At 68.4% G+C, this 18,557-nt stretch carries 19 protein-coding genes; 8 read left to right on the forward strand and 11 right to left on the reverse strand.

Annotation, left to right across the window (positions count from 1 at the left end):
- Nucleotides 1-206: 206 nt before the first annotated feature.
- The 7 genes from H261_RS09005 to H261_RS09035 all read right to left on the reverse strand — a co-directional run bounded on the left by H261_RS09005 (nucleotide 207) and on the right by H261_RS09035 (nucleotide 8,524).
- The gene (locus H261_RS09005) at nucleotides 207-1,505 is read right to left on the reverse strand and encodes a M16 family metallopeptidase (protein ID WP_008616665.1); all 1,299 of its coding nucleotides are present in this window, start codon (nucleotides 1,503-1,505) and stop codon (nucleotides 207-209) included.
- 1 nt (nucleotide 1,506) lies between these two features.
- A complete protein-coding gene (locus tag H261_RS09010) occupies nucleotides 1,507-2,901 on the reverse strand; it encodes a M16 family metallopeptidase (RefSeq protein WP_008616666.1) in 1,395 nt (464 codons plus the stop codon).
- A 118-nt stretch (nucleotides 2,902-3,019) separates the two neighbouring features.
- Nucleotides 3,020-3,607 carry a DUF3035 domain-containing protein gene (locus H261_RS09015; RefSeq protein WP_008616667.1) on the reverse strand — a complete coding sequence of 196 codons (588 nt, stop codon included), beginning with the start codon at nucleotides 3,605-3,607 and terminating at the stop codon, nucleotides 3,020-3,022.
- A gap of 4 nt (nucleotides 3,608-3,611) precedes the next feature.
- Nucleotides 3,612-4,130 (reverse strand): signal peptidase II, encoded by a 519-nt coding sequence (lspA, locus tag H261_RS09020; RefSeq protein ID WP_008616668.1) that lies wholly within the window; start codon nucleotides 4,128-4,130, stop codon nucleotides 3,612-3,614.
- 4 nt (nucleotides 4,131-4,134) lie between these two features.
- The gene (ileS, locus tag H261_RS09025; protein ID WP_008616669.1) at nucleotides 4,135-6,984 is read right to left on the reverse strand and encodes an isoleucine--tRNA ligase; all 2,850 of its coding nucleotides are present in this window, start codon (nucleotides 6,982-6,984) and stop codon (nucleotides 4,135-4,137) included.
- Nucleotides 6,985-6,993: 9 nt separating this feature from the next.
- Complete coding sequence (locus H261_RS09030; protein ID WP_008616670.1) at nucleotides 6,994-7,983, reverse strand: bifunctional riboflavin kinase/FAD synthetase; 990 nt, start codon at nucleotides 7,981-7,983, stop codon at nucleotides 6,994-6,996.
- A gap of 106 nt (nucleotides 7,984-8,089) precedes the next feature.
- Nucleotides 8,090-8,524: a MaoC family dehydratase gene (locus H261_RS09035; RefSeq protein ID WP_008616671.1), complete on the reverse strand. Its 435-nt coding sequence runs from the start codon at nucleotides 8,522-8,524 to the stop codon at nucleotides 8,090-8,092.
- Between the two features lie 170 nt (nucleotides 8,525-8,694).
- On the opposite strand from H261_RS09035, the gene H261_RS09040 reads away from it, so the two are divergent.
- Together H261_RS09040 and H261_RS09045 are read left to right on the forward strand one after the other, a co-directional pair.
- Nucleotides 8,695-8,970, forward strand: coding sequence for a hypothetical protein (locus tag H261_RS09040; protein WP_008616680.1), 276 nt, complete (start codon nucleotides 8,695-8,697; stop codon nucleotides 8,968-8,970).
- Nucleotides 8,971-8,981: 11 nt separating this feature from the next.
- Nucleotides 8,982-9,428 (forward strand): hypothetical protein, encoded by a 447-nt coding sequence (locus tag H261_RS09045; protein WP_008616681.1) that lies wholly within the window; start codon nucleotides 8,982-8,984, stop codon nucleotides 9,426-9,428.
- Here the strand turns inward: H261_RS09045 and H261_RS09050 are convergent.
- Together H261_RS09050 and H261_RS26500 are read right to left on the reverse strand one after the other, a co-directional pair.
- Complete coding sequence (locus tag H261_RS09050) at nucleotides 9,412-9,858, reverse strand: acyl-CoA thioesterase (protein WP_008616682.1); 447 nt, start codon at nucleotides 9,856-9,858, stop codon at nucleotides 9,412-9,414. The two genes, H261_RS09045 and H261_RS09050, sit on opposite strands and share 17 nt — an antisense overlap.
- A gap of 20 nt (nucleotides 9,859-9,878) precedes the next feature.
- Nucleotides 9,879-10,772 (reverse strand): DMT family transporter, encoded by an 894-nt coding sequence (locus H261_RS26500; RefSeq protein ID WP_040476103.1) that lies wholly within the window; start codon nucleotides 10,770-10,772, stop codon nucleotides 9,879-9,881.
- Nucleotides 10,773-10,876: 104 nt separating this feature from the next.
- On the opposite strand from H261_RS26500, the gene H261_RS09060 reads away from it, so the two are divergent.
- From H261_RS09060 to H261_RS09080, 5 genes are all read left to right on the forward strand, one after another.
- On the forward strand, nucleotides 10,877-11,767 hold the full coding sequence (locus tag H261_RS09060; protein WP_008616684.1) for a LysR substrate-binding domain-containing protein: 891 nt from the start codon (nucleotides 10,877-10,879) through the stop codon (nucleotides 11,765-11,767).
- Between the two features lie 84 nt (nucleotides 11,768-11,851).
- Nucleotides 11,852-12,343, forward strand: a complete 492-nt coding sequence (gene bfr, locus H261_RS09065; protein ID WP_008616685.1) for a bacterioferritin — start codon at nucleotides 11,852-11,854, stop codon at nucleotides 12,341-12,343.
- Entirely contained in the window at nucleotides 12,340-12,822 is a 483-nt protein-coding gene (gene bfr, locus H261_RS09070; RefSeq protein ID WP_008616686.1) for a bacterioferritin, read from the forward strand. Before bfr (H261_RS09065) ends, bfr (H261_RS09070) begins: the two co-directional genes overlap by 4 nt.
- 80 nt (nucleotides 12,823-12,902) lie before the next feature.
- On the forward strand, nucleotides 12,903-15,284 hold the full coding sequence (locus H261_RS09075) for an ATP-binding protein (RefSeq protein WP_008616687.1): 2,382 nt from the start codon (nucleotides 12,903-12,905) through the stop codon (nucleotides 15,282-15,284).
- A 55-nt stretch (nucleotides 15,285-15,339) separates the two neighbouring features.
- Nucleotides 15,340-15,546 (forward strand): hypothetical protein, encoded by a 207-nt coding sequence (locus tag H261_RS09080; protein ID WP_008616688.1) that lies wholly within the window; start codon nucleotides 15,340-15,342, stop codon nucleotides 15,544-15,546.
- A gap of 3 nt (nucleotides 15,547-15,549) precedes the next feature.
- Here the strand turns inward: H261_RS09080 and H261_RS09085 are convergent, their stop codons facing one another.
- Complete coding sequence (locus tag H261_RS09085; RefSeq protein ID WP_008616692.1) at nucleotides 15,550-16,005, reverse strand: DNA polymerase III subunit chi; 456 nt, start codon at nucleotides 16,003-16,005, stop codon at nucleotides 15,550-15,552.
- Nucleotides 16,006-16,062: 57 nt separating this feature from the next.
- Here H261_RS09085 and H261_RS09090 point away from each other — a divergent pair, with 57 nt between their 5' ends.
- Nucleotides 16,063-16,995, forward strand: coding sequence for a glycosyltransferase family 2 protein (locus H261_RS09090; RefSeq protein WP_008616699.1), 933 nt, complete (start codon nucleotides 16,063-16,065; stop codon nucleotides 16,993-16,995).
- On the opposite strand, the gene H261_RS09095 is transcribed toward H261_RS09090, so the two are convergent.
- The gene (locus H261_RS09095; RefSeq protein WP_008616701.1) at nucleotides 16,992-18,455 is read right to left on the reverse strand and encodes a leucyl aminopeptidase; all 1,464 of its coding nucleotides are present in this window, start codon (nucleotides 18,453-18,455) and stop codon (nucleotides 16,992-16,994) included. The two genes, H261_RS09090 and H261_RS09095, sit on opposite strands and share 4 nt — an antisense overlap.
- Nucleotides 18,456-18,557 lie beyond the last annotated feature (102 nt).

The raw sequence follows: 18,557 nt of genomic DNA on the forward strand, positions 1-18,557 counted from the left end.
TTCTACCCCCAGGGCGCCGACGGTTCCTCGCCCAAGGTCGAGGACCTGCAGGCCAGCGTTTCGGCCCTGCAGAAGCAGATCGACCAACTGACCAAGCAGAAGTAAGGGGCCTGCGGGCGGGACGCCCGCGCTCCACTCTTGGACAATGGCCGGGACGCCCGCGCTCCAAATCCGGCCGGAGCGCGGGCGTCCCGCCCGCCTCTCTTCTATTGGGCCGGCTTTCCCACCGCCACGAAGGACAGCGCGTCGGGGTCGAGCAGCCGTCTGGCGGCACGCCGGGCATCCTCCAGGCTCACCGCCGAGATCATCGCCGCCCGCCGGTCGAGGAAGTCGATGCCGAGCTTGTCCACCTGCATCTGGACCAGCAGCCCGGCGATGGCGGCGGTGGAATCCTGCGACAGCGGGAATGAGCCGTTGAGATAGGTCTTGGCGTCGGCCAACTCCTTCTCGCTCGGGCCCTCGCCCTGCATGCGGCGGAACTCCTCCTTGATCAGGCGGACCGATTCGGGAAAGCGCGAGTTCTCGGTGGCCACCGAGCCGACGATCAGCCCCGAATGGGCAAAGGGCATCAGGTACGAGGTGACGGAATAGGCCAGTCCGCGCTTTTCCCGCACCTCCTCGGTCAGGCGCGACGAAAAGCCGCCGCCGCCCAGGACGTAGTTCACCACATAAGCGGCGTACCAGTCGGGATCGTTGCGGCGCAGGCCGGGCAGGCCGAACAGGGCCAAGGTCTGGGGGTTGTCCTTGGGGATCACCGCCAGACCGGCCGGCGGCGCCGCATCGACATCGGGAATGACGCCCAGCGGACCGCTGGCCGGCAGGGCGCCGAACACCGCGTCGAGACGGCGCGCCAGTTCCTCGGGGCTGATGTCGCCCACCACGCCGACCACCAGCCGGTCGCGGATCAACTGCGCCTTGGCCAGGGCGCGCAGATCGGCGACCTGGATGGCCTTGACGCTTTCCAGGGTGCCGCGCGGCGAGCGGGCGTAAGCGTGGCCGGCGAAGGCCACCTCGAAGAAGCGGCGCGACGCCTGGGCGTTGGGGTCCTGGCTTTCACGCATCAACCCGGCCAGCAACTGGCCGCGGATTCGCTCCACCGGCTCCTTGTCGAAGCGCGGCTGGGAGAGCGCCAGCCGGAACAGGTCGAAGGCGGTATCCTTGTTCTCGGACAGGGTCTTCAAATGCCCGGCGAAGGAATCGCGGCCGGCGTTGAAGCCCAGGCTGATCACCTTGTCCTCGAGAATCTGCTGGAACGCCTGGGAATCGTGGGGACCGGCCCCTTCGTCCAGCAGGGCGGCCATCATGCCGGCCAGCCCGGACTTGGCCGCCGGGTCATGGGCGGCGCCGCCCCTGAAGGCCACCTCCATGGCGATGATCGGGTTGGAATGGTCACGAACCAGCCAGGCCTCGATGCCCGAGGCGCTGGTCACCTTCTCGACGGTGACGGCGGCGGCGGGCAGGCTGAACAGCAGCAGGCCCAGCAGGACGGCGATACGCCCCAGCATCTCAATGCACTCCCTTGGTCGGGCGGCCCGGAGGCGGCGGCGCTGCCCGGCCGGGGGGCGGAACGGCGGCGGGATCGGGCAGCAGCAGGCCGGTCACCGACGAGGCCGGCTTGAACAATGCGGCGGCGGCCTTGGCCACCTGCTCGGGGGTCACGGCCTCGATCCGTTCGGGCCAGGACTCCACTTCCTCGACGGAAACACCCGAGGCCAGGGCCTGGCCCAGGGTCTGCGCCCCGGTATGGAGCGAATCGCGGCCATAGGCGGCGCTGGCCCGCAGGCGGGCCTTGGCGCGCTCGATCTCCTCGGCGGTGAAACCGTCCTTGAGGATACGGGCCAGTTCCTGCTCGATCAGGGTCTCCAGCTTGTCCAACGGCACGCCGGGACGCGGCACCGCCGCCACCCGGAAGGTGGTCTGGCCGACCGCGACGGGATCGTAGGCGGCGCTGGCGGCGGCCGCCGCCCCCTTGTCCACCACCAGGGAGCGGTAGAGCCGCGAGGTGGCGCCGCCGCCCACCAGATCGGCCAGTACTTCCAGCGGATAGGCCAATTCGCGCGCCCCGCCGCCCAGGCTGGGGGCGAGGTAGAGGCGGCTCCACGACGGCTGGGCGACCCGGCCGTCCTTCAGCGTCACCCGGCGCTCGGCCCGATGGGGCGGCTCCTCGGTACGGGCGCGCGGCGGGGTGTCGGCGCGGGGAATGCCGCCATAATACTTCTCGGCCAGGGGCCGCACCGTCTCGGCCGTCACGTCGCCGGCCACCACCAGGATGGCGTTGTTGGGGGCGTACCAGCGGCGGTAGAAGGCCAGGGCGTCGTACAGGGTGAGCGCGGCGATCTCGTCGGGCCAGCCGATGATCGGGCGGCGGTAGGGCGAGTTGAGGTAGAGCGCCGCTTCCATCTGCTCGCCCAGCAGGGCGGCGGGATTGTTGTCGGTGCGCGAGCGGCGCTCCTCCAGCACCACGTCCCGCTCGGTGCGGAAATCGGCCTCGCCCAGCACCAGATTGGTCATGCGGTCGGCCTCCATGCGCATCACCAGTTCCAGCTTGTCGGCGGCGACGTTCTGGTAATAGCCGGTGTAGTCCGACGAGGTGAAGGCGTTGTCGCGGCCGCCGTTGCGCGCCACGATCTTGGAGAACTCGCCGGGGGGAATCGCGGGCGTACCCTTGAACATCAGGTGTTCCAGCAGATGGGCGATGCCGCTCTTGCCCGGATTCTCGTCGGCGGCGCCCACCTTGTACCAGACCATGTGGCTGACGATGGGCACCCGGCGGTTGGAGATCACCACCACCTGCATGCCGTTGGACAGGGTGAAGGTCGCCGGGTCGAATACCCCGGCCCAGGCCGGAACGGCAGCCAGCAGCGCCCCCAGAAACAGCGCGCACGAACGGATCGGGCTCATCGGGCCTCCTGAAAATCAGACGCGACGGATATGGGCCGTATTGTGGGGCTTGGCAAGCAACCTGAACAAACCGTCATGCCGGGCGCGACGGCCCGGCGGCGGCGACGGTGGCGGGATGCTAGTTGAAGACGCCTTCCAGCCAGGCCTTCTTGCGGCGCTGGACCTGGGGGGTCTCGCCCTCGGACACCGACTTGCCGAGCGCCTGATTCTCGCGCAGGCGCTGGGTCTCCTTGGTGGCGTCCACGGCGGTGCCCGGGGGCTCGGCCTTGCGCCAGAACATGACGCGGTCCTGGAAGCTCTTGTCCGCCTCGACCAGGGCCTGGCTTTCCTTGTTCACCAGGACGCGGATCTCGGGCTGGATGGAATCGGCGCCGACCCGCTTCATCATGGCCAGATCGCCGGCGGTGCGGCCCTCGGTCGAGATGGGGGTGGCGGTGCGCCCGCCCACCAGGACCTGGCGGGCCTGATCGCGGGTCGTGCCTTCCTGCGGCCGGACGGCGCCCGGCTGCGGCGGCCGCAGGGTGAATTCCGGCGGCATGGAGAGCGGCGCGCGCTGCACCACCTGGAATTCGTCCGGCGGCTGCTTCTCGTAGCCAAGCGAGCGCTTGACGTCGGTGCAGGCGGACAACGCCACCGGCGCCAGCAGGGCGGCCAGGGCCAGCAGGCGGGCGGTGGACAGGCGGGTGGTGGGGCGCTTGGTCTTCATGGCCTTAATTCTTAGACGAATCCCGGCCGGCAAACAAGGAGTCGGCGATGAGAAAAACCGCGCCGATGGTAATGGCCGAATCCGCCACGTTGAAGGCCGGCCAGTGATAGCCCGCCACATGGACGTCGAGGAAGTCGGCCACCGCCCCGAACCGCGCCCGGTCGATGACGTTGCCCAGCGCGCCGCCGATGATGCCGCCCAGCGCCAGTTGCAGCGGCAGGGTCTCGGCCTTGGCCAGCCAGACGGCCATGCCGACGCAGATGGCCACCGCCAGGGCCGAGAGGATCACCGCGTTCCATTCCCCGCCGCTATTGCCGATGCCGAAGCTGACGCCTCGGTTCCAGGCCATCACCAGATCGAAGAACGGCAGCACCTCGATGCGGGTGGCGGAATGGAACGGCGTGCCGTCCACGCCTTCGGGCCGCATCACCTTCTCGATGATCCAGTACTTGGACAACTGGTCGAGGAGGATGATCAGGCCGGCGACGGACAGCCCCCGGGGCAGCGCGTTGGACAGCATCATCGCCCTACCCCGCCTCGACCGCGTCGGAGCAGCGGTGGCAGGCGCCCTCGTGCCGGGCGGTTCCCACCTCGTGCAACACCTTCCAGCAGCGCTGGCATTTCTCGCCCTCGGCCGGATTGGGCGACACCGAGACGCCGGGCACCTCGGGCAGTTGGAATTCGCCCTCGGCCGGCAGGCCGTCGATGACGCGGATACCCGACGTGATGCAGATTTCCGCCATGTCGAGGCCGGTCAGCAACTCATGAATTTCCGAGGACACGGTCAGGCGCGGGCTGGCCTGCAGGCTCGATCCGATGCGCTTTTCGCGCCGTTCGATCTCCAGGGCGCCGGTGACCACCTTGCGCACGTCGCGGATTCTGGCCCATTTGGCGGCCAGGTCCCCGTCGCGCCACTCGGCCGGTATCTCGGGGAACAGCTCCAGATGGACCGAACCGTCCTCGGACGGATGGCGGGCCAGCCAGGCCTGCTCGGCGGTGAAGCACAGGAAGGGGGCCAGCCACTTGGTCAGGGCGTCGAGCACGATATCCATTACCGTGCGCGCCGCCCGGCGGCGGATGGACGAGGCCGCGTCGCAGTACAGCGCGTCCTTCCGGATGTCGAAGTAGAAGGCCGAGAGGTCGACGGCGCAGAAATTGTGCAGTTCGGTGAACAGCCCGTGGAATTGGAAACCGTCGCAGGCATCCCTGAACTGCGCATCCAGTTCGGTCAGGCGGTGCAGAACCCAGCGCTCCAACTCGGGCATCTCGGCCGCCGGCAGCTTTTCCGCATCCGTGAAGCCGTCGAGCGCCCCCAGCAGATAGCGCAGCGTGTTGCGCAGGCGGCGGTAGATATCCACCTGGGTCTTGAGGATCTCGGGGCCGATGCGCAGGTCGTCGGAATAGTCCGAGCCCACCACCCACAGGCGCAGGATGTCGGCACCCATGCTGCCCACCACTTCCTGCGGCGCCACCACGTTGCCCAGCGACTTGCTCATCTTGCGGCCGTCCTCGTCGAGGACGAAGCCGTGGGTCAGCACCGCGTCATAGGGGGCGCGGCCCCTGGTGCCGCAGGATTCCAGCAGGGAGGAATGGAACCAGCCGCGATGCTGGTCCGAACCCTCCAGATACAGCGACGCCGGCCACGACAGGCGCGGCCACTCCTCGCCCTCCAGCACGAAGGCGTGGGTGCAGCCGGAATCGAACCAGACATCGAGAATGTCGGTGACCTTGTCGTAATCGGCGGGATCGCGGTCCGGCCCCAGGAAGCGCGAAGGATCGGAGGTAAACCAGGCGTCGGAGCCCTCGGCCTTAAAGGCGGCGACGATGCGGTCCATGACGCCCTGGTCGCGCAACGGCTGGCCGGTCTTCTTGTCCACGAACACGGTGATGGGCACGCCCCAGGCGCGCTGGCGCGACACGCACCAATCGGGGCGGTTCTCCACCATGGAGCCGATGCGGTTGCGCCCCTGGTCGGGCACGAAGCGGGTGTCGGCGATGGCCTGGAGAGCCTTGGCGCGCAGGCCGGTGCTCTCCATGGAGATGAACCATTGCGGCGTGTTGCGGAAGATCAGCGGCGCCTTGGAGCGCCAGGAATGGGGATAGGAATGCTCCACCTTGCCGTGGGCCAGCAAATTGCCGGTGGCGGTCATGGCCTCGATCACCGGCTTGGCGACGGGGGAGTAGTACTTGCCGTTCTTGCCCTGGTTCAGCACCTCCATCCCGGCGAAGATCGCCACATGGGGGAAGTACTTGCCGTCGGGCTGCACGGTATCGGGAATGGCCAGCCCATGCTCCTTGCCCAGGTGCCAGTCGTCCTCGCCGTGGCCCGGCGCGATGTGGACGAAGCCGGTACCGGTGTCGGTGGTGACGAAGCCGCCGGCCAGCAGCGGCACGGTGAAGTCGTAGCCGCCCGCCGCCGTCTCATGCAGCTTGAGCGGATGATGGCAGACGGTGCCGGCCAAGGCCGCGCCCTTCAGGGTATGCAGGATCTTGAAGGCGCACTTGGCGTCCTTGGCCACCTGCCCGGCCAGATCGGCGCAGACCACCAGCCTGTCGCCCACGCCGGCCAGGGAACCGGGCTCGGCGCTTTCCACCTCGACCACCACGTAGTCGAAATCGGCGCCGTAGGCGACGGCGCGGTTGCCGGGCATGGTCCACGGCGTGGTGGTCCAGATCACCACGGACGCGCCCTCGACCTCGGGCACGCTGGCCGTGACCACCGGGAACTTGACCCAGATGGTGATGGAGGTGTGGTCGTGATACTCCACCTCGGCCTCGGCCAGGGCGGTCTTCTCCACCACCGACCACAGCACCGGCTTGGCGCCCTTGTAGAGCGAGCCGTCCAGCAGGAACTTGCCCAGCTCGGCGCAGATCACCGATTCGGCGTGGTTGGTCATGGTGGTGTAGGGATGGTCCCAATCGCCGGTGATGCCGAGACGCTTGAACTCTTCCTTTTGAATTCCGATCCACTTGGCGGCGAACTGGCGGCATTCCTCGCGGAAGGCGACGATGTCGACCTCGTCCTTGTCCTTGCCGGATTCCCGGTATTTCTCCTCGATCTTCCACTCGATGGGCAGGCCGTGGCAGTCCCAGCCCGGCACGTACTCGGCATCACGGCCCAGCATCTGCTGCGAGCGGGTGATGACGTCCTTGAGGATCTTGTTCAGCGCGTGCCCGATATGCAGGTTGCCGTTGGCGTAGGGCGGGCCGTCGTGAAGGATGAACTTCTCCCTGCCCTTGGCGGTGGCACGCAGGCGGCCGAACAGGCCGATCTTCTCCCAGCGGGCCAGCAGCTCGGGCTCCAGCTTGGGCAGTTCGCCCTTCATGGGGAAATCGGTCTTGGGCAGGAAGACGGTGTTCTTGTAATCGGCGCTCATGATCGGCTCTCAAACGGCAGGGGCGACGGGCACCATGGGCCCGGCGGCGGCGGAAAATCGGCGGGCGGCCAGCATGCGCCGGCCGGCCTCGACGTCGGCGGCGATCTGGCTGGTCAGTTCGCTGAGCCCGGCGAAGCGGCGTTCCGGGCGGATGTGCTCGACCAGAGCCACCCGCAGATGGCGGCCGTAAAGGTCTTCGTCGAAGCCGAGCAGGTGGACTTCCATCAGTTCGTCGGTCTTGTCGAAGGTGGGGCGGCGGCCGAAATTGGCGACGCCGTCATGCCACATGGTGGCCCCGCCCTTGTCGATACCGGCCCGCACCGCGTAGACGCCGGTGGCCGGGCGCTGATACTCGCCCAGGCGCAGGTTGGCGGTGGGAAAGCCCAGCAGGCGGCCGCGGGCGTCGCCGTGCTCAATGCGTCCCTCCACCTCCCAGTAATGGCCGAGCAGGCGGGCGGCGGCATCGGGGCGGCCGGCCACCAGATGGTCGCGCACGGCGGTGGAGGAATAGGTCTCGCCGCTGTCGGACATGGCGGGCGGCACCACGGTGACGCCGAAGCCCGATTCCTCGCCGCATTTCTGCAAGAAGGCGCAGGTGCCCAGGCGGCCCTTGCCGAACACGTAGTCGTAGCCCACCACCACATGGCTGGCCTTCAGGCAGGAGACCAGCACGTCGCCGACGAATTCCAGCGCCGTCATGGCGGCAAAGTCGCGGTCGAAATGCTGCTGATAGAGGAAGTCGGTGCCCAGCGCCTCGATCAGGCGGGCCTTGACGCGGAAGGGGGTCAGGCGGAAGGGCGGCTGGTCGGGATTGAACAGCGAGCGCGGATGGGGCTCGAAGGTCATCACCGCATGGGCGACGCCCAGTTCGGCGGCGATGCGGCGCGCCGTCAGGATCACCGACTGATGGCCGAGATGGACGCCGTCGAAATTGCCCAGCGCCACCACGCAACCGCGGTGGTCGGGGGAAAGCTCGCCGCAATGCCGGATCAGGCGCATCTTAAGGACTGGACCCCAGGAAGAAACCAAGGGGCAAGGGGTAGTGCAAAAGGCTTCGAAGCGCAAGACTTCCCCCTCTCCCGCCGGGAGAGGGGGGCGCCTGGCCTCAGCCCTTGGAGGGGACCATCAGGGTGGCTTCGCCGTCCATGACGATCTTGCCGGCCACCGAGCAGGTGGTCTTGAAGGTGGCGAACTTCTTTTCCGGGGTCAGCGCGGTGACCTCGACGCGGGCGGTGACGGTGTCGCCGATGCGCACCGGAGCCTTGAACTTCAGCAGCTGCGAGACGTAGATGCAGCCTGGGCCGGGCAGCTTGGTGCCGAACACGGTGGAGACGAAGGCCGCCGACAGCATGCCGTGGGCGATGCGGCCCTTGAACATGGTCTGGGAGGCGAATTCCTCGTTGATGTGGACCGGGTTGAAGTCGCCCGACACGCCGGCGAAGGCGACGATGTCGGCTTCGGTGACGGTCTTGGCGAAGATGGCCGACTGGCCGACCGACAATTCCTCGAAATACATTCCGTTCAACGACTCGCCGCTCATTCTTCGTCTCCACATTTATGGTTGTTGCTGCGACGCAGCGCAAAGCGCGGGCGGAGTATAGACGCAAGGAGGGGCGATCCTCAACCGACGGATTGGAGCGGTTCAAGCCTTGCCTTGGCGCGCCGGCTGTGGCCGAATGCCGGCCTTGCAACAGCCATGCGTGCCCGCCCGTGAGATACCGCATCATCCTCCTGCTTCCCCTGCTGCTGGGCGCCTGCGCCGCCGGCAATCCCTGGATGCATCCGCAATTGCCCAAGGACCAGTGGAGCCGCGACTATTCCGCCTGCCGCCGCTCGGCCGACCGGGATTCCGGCTACCGCGACGACGGCCGCGACAGCTACAGCCCGACCCGCGAATACGAACGCGCCCAGGCCAAGCGCATCTATGATTCCGGGTTGAACGCCTGCATGCGCTCCCTCGGCTATTTCCCCGTTCCCCAGAAATGAGGTTCCCCACCATGCGCCGTGCCGCCCTGGCCCTCTGCTGCCTGCTCGCCGCCGCTCCCACCTGGGCCGAGGACCTGCCCCAGGGCCCCAAGGCCCCGCCGCCCGAGCCGCTGCCCGACGCGCCTTGCGACACCGCCCGGCCCGATTCCGGCGACTGGCTGGTGGGCCGCTGGGTGGCGCCCTATTCCAAATGGGAGTTCAGGCGGGATGCCCAGGGCCTGGCCTGGAAGCTGGAGCAGAAGCCCGACGTCAACCGCAACCTGGGCTACAAGCAGGGCGCGGTCATCGAGGGCAAGGTGACGGCCGTCAGCCCCTGCACCATGACCCTGCAGGCCGCCGAGAACGGCGAAACCGCCTTCGCCTTCGAGGGCGTGCGCACCGAGGACGGCAAGATCTACGGCTACGCCGTCAACAAGGCGGGACAGAACGCCCGTTGGACCCTCAGGCGGGAACGGTGATCATCATCGCCTCGACCCGGGCCCGCAGATCGTCGGGAAGCGGCGTCGAACGCCGCGTCTGCTGATCGGCCAGCACCAGCACCGAATCGGCGATGGCGACGCAACGGTCGCCGACGAACACCCCCTGGCCCAGATGGAACGAGGAGCGGCCGATCCCGGTCACCCCGGTGCCGATGCGCACCTCGCCCGGCCAGTGGATCTCGCCGATGAAGTCGAGCACCAGCCGGGCGATGACCATGAAGGTGCCGGGCGGCGTCAGCGGCCGGTCCGGTTCCAGCAGGAACTGGGTGCGCCCCGTCTCGCAGAACACCGAGAACGCCACGTTGTTGATGTGGCCCTGCTGGTCGGTATCGCAATAGCGCAGGGTCTCGCGGCACCAATGGGGATAGACGGCGGGGTTCTTCAGGTCGGGCTTGGCGGTATGGGTCATGGGCTCTCTCAACGGTTCCCTCAGGCTATGCAGCGCCGCCGCGACGGCAGCATGGAGAATACCACGGCGGCGATCACCACCGCACCGCCTCCCAACTGGGCCGGGTTGGGCGGCGAGCCGCCCAGGGTGGCGATGACAGCGGCGAACACCGGCACCAGATTGAGGAACAGCGCCGTCCGCCCCGCCCCCAGGCGGGTGATGGCCATGCTCCAGAACAGATAGGCCAGCACCGAGCCGGTCACCGCCATCAGCAGTAGCGCCGCCCCCGCCTTGGGGCCGGGCATGGTGTAGGCCGAGCCGGCCACCAGGGCGGCCAGCGCCAGCGCCAGGGTCCCGGCGGCCATCATCACGGTGGTGTTGGCCAGTTGCGGGCCGGGCGGCGTCAGCTTGCGGGCCAGCACGTTGTAGCCCGCCCAGGCCAGGTTGGCGCCCATCATCTCCACGTCGCCCAGGCCGAATTCCATGGCCCCGCCCGCCGATCCGCCGCCCAGCACCACCATGGCCACCCCGGCCATGGCCACCGGAATGGCGGCGATCTGGCGGCCGGGAAGCCGCTCGCCCAGGGTCAGCGCCGCCAGCAAAGCGGTGAGCAGCGGATTGGTCGCCATGATCAGCGCACCGTTGACCGCCGTGGTCGTGCGCATGGCATCGAAGAACAACGTGTTGAAGCCGGCGATGCCGACCACCCCCACCAGGGCCAGCCGCCCGCCGTACCGCCGGGCGATGCCCAGCATGGCGGAGACCTCGCCGCGCCCGGCCACCAGCGCCGCCATGATCAGCGTCGCCAGCCCGAAGCGCGCCGCCGCCGCGTTCATGGGGGCCATGTCCGCCAGCACCGGGCCGGCCAGATTGAAATTGGCCCCCCAGAACAGGGCGGACAGGGCGGCAAGGGTATAGATCGCGGCCGGGCCCATGGGAGCCTCCATTGAGATAGACTAATCCATTCCTCGACGATACGCTCTGGAAATACTTGACCTCAAACGAGCTTTTCTCGCTCTCGGGGTAAGGAAATCTAATCATGCGTCGCCGCCTGCCCCCGCTTCGCGCCCTGCACGCCTTCGAGGCCGCCGCCCGCCACCTGTCCTTCGCCCGCGCCGCCGAGGAGATGGGCGTCACCCCGGCGGCCATCAGCCAGCAGATCAAGCAGCTGGAGGATATCCTGGGAGTGGCGCTGTTCCATCGCGGGGCGCGGCTGTCCCTGACCCGTCCGGCCGCCCTGGTCAGCGTGGATCTCAGCGATGCCTTCGATCGCCTGGCCTCGGCGGTCGGCCGCCTTGCCCCCGACGGCCCGGCCAGGCCGCTGGTGGTCTCGGCCCCGCCGGCCTTTGCGGCGCGCTGGCTGGTGCCGCGCCTGACCCGCTTCCAGGAGGCCCATCCCGGCATCGACCTGCACCTGTCGGCGACGCTGCGGCTGGTGGACCTCGACCGCGAGGGGGTGGACGTGGGCATCCGCTACGGCCCGGGCCGCTATCCCGGCCTGCTGGTCGAGCGCCTGCGCCTGGAGGAGGTGGTGGCGGTGGCGGCGCCGCGCCTGGCCGGCAGCCTGCGCGACCTGGCCGACCTCACCCGCGCCACCTTGCTGGTTAATGAGTTCATGGGCTGGGACCCGGCCTTCCCCACCTGGCCGGGCTGGCTGGCCGAGATGGGCGCCGCGCCCGACGAGCCGCTGAAGCTCCGCCCGTTCGGCGACGCCTCGCTGGTGGTCGAGGCCGCCCTGGCCGGATTGGGCGCCGCCCTGGTCTGGCGGACCCTGGTTTCCGACGAACTGGCCGCCGGAAGGCTGGTGGCCCTGTTCCCCGGACGCCCGCTGGCCAGCGCCTATCATCTGGTCTGCCTACCCGACCGGGCCGAGACCCCGGCCATCCGCGCCTTCCGGGACTGGATCAAGACCGAGGTCGTCACCACCTGATGGGTTTACCCCGACAGCCCCCTTGCCTTCCGAAGGCGGGGTGCTAGGCTGATATCGGGTCAATTCCGGATCAGGAGACCGCCGATGAAGGGCAAGAAGAGCGTCATATCCAGGCTCAACAAACTCTTGGTCGGGGAGCTTGTGGCCGCGGACCAGTATTTCGTGCATTCCCGCATGTACCAGGAATGGGGCCTGCACAGACTTTACGAACGCATCGACCACGAGCGCCAGGACGAGATCGGCCACGCCGACCTGCTGATCCGCCGCATCCTGTTCCTGGAAGGCACCCCCGACCTCTCCAAGCGGCCGGCGCCGACCATCGGCAAGGACGTGCCGTCCATGCTGAAAGCCGACCTGGACCTGGAACTGGCGGTCATCGCCGAGCTGAAGGAGGTCATCGCCCATTGCGAGGAGCAGGGCGACTACGACAGCCGGCGCATCCTGGGCAAGATTCTCGAGGACACCGAGCAGGATCACACCCTGTGGCTGGAACAGCAGTTGGGCCTGATCGAGCGCATGGGCCTGCAGAACTACATCCAGTCGGCGGCCGGCGATATTTCCGGGGGGGCGTCATGAAGGGCGACAAGGAGGTCCTGCGCCACCTGAACGGCGTGCTGAAACTGCACCTGACCGCCATCAACCAATACTTCCTGCATGCCCGCATGCTGAAGAACTGGGGCCTGAAGGATCTGGGCAAGGCGATCTACAAGTATTCCATCGAGGAGATGAAGCAGGCAGACGAGGTCATCGAGCGCATCCTCTTCCTCGAGGGACTTCCCAACCTGCAGGACCTGGGCAAGCTCGGCATCGGCGAGACCGTGGCCGAGATGCTGGCCTCCGACCTGAAGATGGAGCAGGGCGAGCACAAGGCCCTGGCCGAGGCCATCGCGCTGTGCGAGGCCAAGCAGGACTTCGTCACCCGCGATGAACTGGCGGAGATTCTCGAAGATACCGAGGAACACATCGACTGGCTGGAAACCCAGATCGACCTGATGGCCAAGATGGGGACGCAGAACTACCTGCAGGCGGCCATGGGCGGAATCGAGGGCGACTGAACCTAAGGCCTGGGGAACAGGGGGGGGGTAGGCTGAACGTCATTGGCAGGGCATATCGGCCACTGACCTTCACGGTCGCGGTGCTGCTGGTCGTATGGACCAGCGGCATCCTGGTGGCATGGCGGGACCGCAGCGATTCGCTCAACGACAGCGGCCGCCTGACCGGAGCGCTGACCCGCGTGGTGGCCGAACGGATTTCCGGTTCGCTGCGCGGCCTCGACCTGATGCTGCAGGACGTGGCCGTGCACTCCCAGGACAAGGGCGGCCAAGCCGCCGAACTGCTGACCCTGATGCGCTATCGCGCCGCCGGCTTGCCCGAAGTGCGCAACGTCTTCGTGATCGCCGCCGACGGGCGGGTGACGGCGTCCACCCTCGGCTCCATGGTCGGCATCGACCTCAGCCGCCGCCCCTATTTCGAGACGGCCGCCAAGGCGCCATTCCGCACCGGCCTGGTCGTCGCGCCGCCCGCCATCAGCCCGGTGACCGGCAAGCCCGGCCTGGTGGTGGCGCGGCCGATCATCAGCCCGCTCGGCACCTTCGCCGGAATCGTGGCGGCGGCGCTGAACCCCGAATTCTTCACCGAGGCGCTGAGCGGCGTGGTGGAAGGCGAGGTGGACCGGGCGGTGATCGCCAACCTGGACGGCGACGTCATGGCGCGGCTGCCCGATCCCGGCCGCCACATGGGCAGCTCCATCCGCTCCGGCCCCCTGTTCACCCAATACCTGCCCAAGGCCCGCGCAGGCACCTTCACCGCCCCCAGCGCCTTCGACGGCCTGGAACGGCTGGCCTCCTATCAGGCGCTGGACCAGCACCCCGTGGTGGTCTCGGTGGGCATCACCACCCAGGCGGCGCTTCGGCGCTGGACCATCAACACCCTGATCATGGGCGGGGCCGGCCTGGTGTTCTCCGCCCTGGCCCTGGTGGCGGCGGTTCAGCTGGAACGGCGCGAGCGGGACCGGCGCCGGGCCGAAGCGGCGCTCCAGGCCAGCGAGGAAAGCTACCGCATCCTGGTCAACGACCAGGACGACCTGATCCACCGCTATGCTCCCGACACCACGTTGCTGACCGTCAACCGGGCCTATGCCCGCTTCTACGGCGAGCAGCCCGACCAGTTGGTGGGGCGCAAGTGGATCGACCTCGTCCCGGTGGAGGAGCGCGCCTTCACGCTGTCCTGCCTGCAGGCCCTGAACCACGTTCAGCCCTACCGCGAGGACCATCGCCGGGTAGTGCGTCCCGACGGCCAGGAACGCTGGATCGAATGGCGGACCACGGCGCTGTACGATTCCCTCGACAACCTGACCGGCTACCAGACGGTGGGGCGCGACGTCACTGATTCCCACCGGGCCCAGCAGGCCATCTCCGAGCGGGAGGAGCTCTACAGCCAGAGTTTCCACCGCAACCCGGCCATCAAGCTGCTGATCGATCCCAAGACCGGCGCCATCACCGACGCCAACGATTCGGCGGCGCTGTTCTACGGCTATCCCATCGAGGTGCTGAAGCGGATGCAGATCGGCGACATCAACATCGCCGCGCCGGACGAGATCAGTCGGGAAATGGCGGCGGTGGAGTACGAGGGGCGCAAGTTCCTGCGCTTCAGGCACCGCCTGTCCTCGGGCGGCATCCGCGACGTGGAGGTCTATACCTCGCCCCTGCACGTGGGCGGGCGCGCCTATCTCAGCAGCATCGTGGTGGACGTCTCGGACCGCAACCGCTTCGAGGCGGAACTGCAGGCCAAGACCGCCGAACTGGCACGCTCCAATGCCGAGCTGGAGCAGTTCGCCTACGTGGCCTCCCACGATTTGCGCCAGCCGCTGCGCATGGTCAGCTCCTACGTCACCCTGCTGGAACGGCACCTGGGCGAGCGCCTGGATATCCCGTCGCGCGAATTCATCGGCTATGCCGTCTCCGGGGTCAAGCGCATGGAGGCCCTGATCAAGGGCCTGCTCGACTATTCGCGGGTCGGGCGCGGCACCGAGGATTTCACCGGCGTCAATCTGGAGGAGACGGTGGCGGAGGCCTCGGCCAATCTCGGCCTGGACGGCGGCAATGCCGATGCCAGGGTGACCGTCGTGCCCCCGCTGCCCACCCTCCCCGGCATCCCCAGCGAACTGGCCAGGCTGTTCCAGAACCTGATCGGCAACGCCGTCAAGTACCGCCATCCCGACCGCAAGCCGGAAATCCGCGTCAGCGCCCGGCAGGACGGCGCCGAGTGGGTGATCGCCGTCGAGGACAACGGCATGGGCATCGAGCCCGAGCATTTCGAGCGCATCTTCGGCATGTTCCAGCGCCTGCACGGCGAGGGGGAGTACGAGGGCACCGGCATCGGCCTCGCCATCTGCCGCAAGATCGTCACCACCCACCAGGGCCGCATCTGGGTCGAGTCGGAACCCGGCCAGGGCTGCCGCTTCCTGGTGGCGCTGCCGGCCGACCACGCCGCCAAACCGGCCCTTCCGGCGCATTGACGCCGCCGGCCAATTGGGCGACTCTCATGGTCGCGTCCAGAAGGAGTGTTCGACCATGAAGGTCGCGGCCATTTCGTTCAACGACAACCACAGCCTCAGCATGGACGTGGAGGGGGTCAGCTATATCGGTGCCGCCCAGCCCATGGAGCTGGAGGACGGCACCTGGTTCCTGGAACTTCTGATCCGCACCGGCAACGGCACCGTCGCCCTGCAGCTGGTGGCCGATTCGCCGGAAAAGCTCGACATCACGCGCTACGAGTAGCGCCTAGCCCCGCGCCTTTTCCTCCCAGCCGCCGCGTTCGGTCTGCTGGTAGTAGACCAGTTGGTGGCCCGCCGCCTTCCAGCGCTTCCAGCGTTCGCGCGCCTTCTCGACCGCCTCGGAATCGTTGCCGTCGAACAGGTCGAGGCAGCGCTGGAACCCCGCCACCTGCTCCGATTCCGCGCCGTCGCACATCACCAGGATGGTGGCCTGATTGGGGTTCTCGTCCGTATCGGTCAGCCAGATGGGCTGGGCCGCCGCCTCGCCGTCCCGGGCCGAGCCGTGGGGCAGCCAGGAATCCGGCTCGTAGGTCCAGAGCCGGTCGTTGAGGAATTCCACCCGCTCGGCCGAACCAGCCAACACTACGGCGCGGAAGCCGGCGGCCAGCGCCTTGTCCAGCAGCTTGGGCAATGCCTGCTCCAGCGGCAGGCGCATCAGGTGGTAGAAGCCGATCTGGGTCATGCCCCAGGTTTACCATGGGAATGGCGTTCCGGCGAGCCGTGGGTATAATCCCCTGCCATGACGATCGCCGTGATCATCCCCTGCTACAAGGTCACCCGCCATATCGAGGCGGTGCTGGCCGGTATTCCCGACACCATCGACCACATCCTGGTGGTGGACGATTGCTGCCCCGAGGGCTCGGGCGATGCGGCGGCCAGGGTCGCCGACCCGCGCGTCGAGGTGATCCGCCACGCCGTCAACAAGGGCGTCGGCGGCGCGGTGGTCACCGGCTACCGCCGCGCCCTGGAACTGGGCGCGGACATCTGCGTCAAGATGGACGGCGACGGCCAGATGGACCCGACCGAACTGCCCCGGCTGATCGAGCCGCTGGCCTCGGGCCGGGTGGACTACACCAAGGGCAACCGCTTCCGCCATCTGCCCGAATTGAAGGCCATGCCGCCGGTCCGCCTGATCGGCAATTCGGCCCTGTCGTTCCTGGTCAAGGCGGCGTCGGGCCAGTGGGGGGTGATGGACCCCACCAACGGCTATACCGCCATCCACCGCCGCGCCCTCGACGAGATCGACCTGGGCCGTCTGGCCGAGCGCTATTTCTTCGAAAGCGACATGCTGATCCAGCTGGGCATGGCCGGGCTGCCGGTGGAGGACGTGGCCATGCCGGCCCGCTATGGCGACGAGGTTTCGTCCCTGTCGGTGGCCAGGGTGCTGCGCGACTTCCCGCCGCTGCTGGCGAGGGGCTTTCTGAAGCGCCTGCTGTTCCGCTATTTCATCAGCGACTTCACCATCGCCTCGCTCTATCTGCTGATCGGCGTGCCGCTGCTGGCCTTCGGCCTGTTCGAGGGGATCGGCCAGTGGATCGCCTCGGTGAGCAGCGGCGTGCCGCGTACCGCCGGCACGGTCATGCTGGCCGCCATGCCCACCATCCTGGGCTTCCAGCTGCTGCTGCAAGCCATCGCCCACGACGTCCAGTCGGCGCCGCGGCCGCGCGGCTAACCCCCCGCCAGGGCGTCGAACAGCCGCACCCCGTACCCCGTCGCCGTCTCGGGACAGAGCGGATCGTCCTCGTCGGCGAATTCGCGCCCGGCCATGTCGATATGGGCCCAGGGCAGCCCCTCGGGTACGAAATGCTCGAGGAAGCGGGCCGCGTCGTCGTTGTCGGGCACGTCGCCCCAGGCGCAGTGCTTCAGATCGGCAATGTCGGACTTCAGGTCCCCGTCGCAGGCCTTGGTCAGCGGCAGCCGCCACAGGGGTTCGTCCTCCGCCTTGGCGTGCTTCAGCAGCCGCCGGGCCAGCAGATCGTCGTTGACGTAGAGGCCGGCGTATTCGGCGTCGAGCAGTTCCTCGGTGGTGCCGGTGAGCGTGGCGATATCCACCAGGGCGGCGGGCTTCAGCGTCGCCGCCGCCCAGGCCAGGGCGTCGGCCAGCACCAGACGCCCCTCGGCGTCGGTGTCGATCACCTCGACGGTCTGGCCCGAGAAGGATCTGACCACGTCGCCGGGCCGCTGGGCCGCGCCCGAGGGCATGTTCTCGGCCAGGGCCAGCACGCCGCACACATGGGCCTTGGCCTTGCGCCCCGCCACGGCGCGGAGGGCGCCGATCACGGCGGCCGCCCCGGCCATATCGGCCTTCATCAGTTCCATGTCCTCGGCATCCTTGATGGTGATGCCGCCGGTGTCGAAGGTGACGCCCTTGCCCACCAGCACCAGCGGCCGCGCTTCCGCCCCCCTCCAGCGCAGCAGCACCAGGCGCGGCGGCCGGCGGCTTCCCTGCCCCACCGCCGCCAGCAGGTTGAGGCCCTGCTCGCGCAGCGCCGCCTCGTCCAGCACGGAGACCTCGACGCCCAGGGCTTCCAGCAGGCGGGCGCGCCCGGCGAATTCGTCCGGTCCCAGGGCGTTGGCCGGCTCGTCGGCGAGGTCGCGGGCCAGGAACACCCCCTGGGCCACCGCCTCGCGGGCGGCGAACAGCCGCGCCGCCTCGTCCGGCTCGGCGCAACAGACCACCACGCCGTCCAGCACCGGCGGCTGGTCGTCCTCGTCGTCGGGATCGTACCTGGTGCGGTATTTGGACAGCGGGCGATAGCCCTTGAGCCGCAGGCCGTAGGCCAGTTCCGCCACCTGATCCGGGGCCAGGTCGAGCAGCAATGTGACCGACTTGGCCCGGCTCTCGTCCAACTCGTCCAGCAGGGCTCCGCCGATGCGGCGCAGCTTCCTAGGCGTGAGTCTGCGCCCCTTGCCCAGCCCGAACACCACCAGCGAGGACAGCGGCGGCGACGGAGCGCGCAACAACTCGGTCTCCCCTGCGTCACCGTCGAAGCCCAGGCGCTTCAGCGCCCTGGACAGCCCCCCACCGCCATCCAGGGCGGTGAAGGACGGCGTGGCCAGACGCCCCCGCCACAGCCCGACGGCGACGGCGCCGTCGGGGGTGGCGGGAAGGGAGCGGAAGGTGATGCGCATGGACGCCCTATCAAACATGTCATCCCGACAACCGAGGGGCGGAGGGATCTCATCCTGATCCGGCGGGTCAAAACCGGCACCATCGGATCAGGCGGAGATCCC

This window comes from Paramagnetospirillum caucaseum, from assembly GCF_000342045.1.
Classification (GTDB): Bacteria; Pseudomonadota; Alphaproteobacteria; order Rhodospirillales; family Magnetospirillaceae; genus Phaeospirillum; species Phaeospirillum caucaseum.

Excerpts from the sequence above, each read along its gene's own strand:
- H261_RS26500 (WP_040476103.1), bottom strand. The coding sequence starts at position 10,772 with ATGGGCCCGGCCGCGATCTATACCCTTGCCGCCCTGTCCGCCCTGTTC.
- H261_RS09095 (WP_008616701.1), bottom strand. The coding sequence starts at position 18,455 with ATGCGCATCACCTTCCGCTCCCTTCCCGCCACCCCCGACGGCGCCGTC.
- bfr (WP_008616686.1), top strand. The coding sequence starts at position 12,340 with ATGAAGGGCGACAAGGAGGTCCTGCGCCACCTGAACGGCGTGCTGAAA.
- H261_RS09045 (WP_008616681.1), top strand. The coding sequence starts at position 8,982 with ATGCGCCGTGCCGCCCTGGCCCTCTGCTGCCTGCTCGCCGCCGCTCCC.
- bfr (WP_008616685.1), top strand. The coding sequence starts at position 11,852 with ATGAAGGGCAAGAAGAGCGTCATATCCAGGCTCAACAAACTCTTGGTC.
- H261_RS09015 (WP_008616667.1), bottom strand. The coding sequence starts at position 3,607 with ATGAAGACCAAGCGCCCCACCACCCGCCTGTCCACCGCCCGCCTGCTG.
- lspA (WP_008616668.1), bottom strand. The coding sequence starts at position 4,130 with ATGATGCTGTCCAACGCGCTGCCCCGGGGGCTGTCCGTCGCCGGCCTG.
- ileS (WP_008616669.1), bottom strand. The coding sequence starts at position 6,984 with ATGAGCGCCGATTACAAGAACACCGTCTTCCTGCCCAAGACCGATTTC.
- H261_RS09035 (WP_008616671.1), bottom strand. The coding sequence starts at position 8,524 with ATGAGCGGCGAGTCGTTGAACGGAATGTATTTCGAGGAATTGTCGGTC.
- H261_RS09005 (WP_008616665.1), bottom strand. The coding sequence starts at position 1,505 with ATGCTGGGGCGTATCGCCGTCCTGCTGGGCCTGCTGCTGTTCAGCCTG.
- H261_RS09060 (WP_008616684.1), top strand. The coding sequence starts at position 10,877 with ATGCGTCGCCGCCTGCCCCCGCTTCGCGCCCTGCACGCCTTCGAGGCC.
- H261_RS09010 (WP_008616666.1), bottom strand. The coding sequence starts at position 2,901 with ATGAGCCCGATCCGTTCGTGCGCGCTGTTTCTGGGGGCGCTGCTGGCT.
- H261_RS09030 (WP_008616670.1), bottom strand. The coding sequence starts at position 7,983 with ATGCGCCTGATCCGGCATTGCGGCGAGCTTTCCCCCGACCACCGCGGT.
- H261_RS09080 (WP_008616688.1), top strand. The coding sequence starts at position 15,340 with ATGAAGGTCGCGGCCATTTCGTTCAACGACAACCACAGCCTCAGCATG.
- H261_RS09050 (WP_008616682.1), bottom strand. The coding sequence starts at position 9,858 with ATGACCCATACCGCCAAGCCCGACCTGAAGAACCCCGCCGTCTATCCC.
- H261_RS09090 (WP_008616699.1), top strand. The coding sequence starts at position 16,063 with ATGACGATCGCCGTGATCATCCCCTGCTACAAGGTCACCCGCCATATC.
- H261_RS09085 (WP_008616692.1), bottom strand. The coding sequence starts at position 16,005 with ATGACCCAGATCGGCTTCTACCACCTGATGCGCCTGCCGCTGGAGCAG.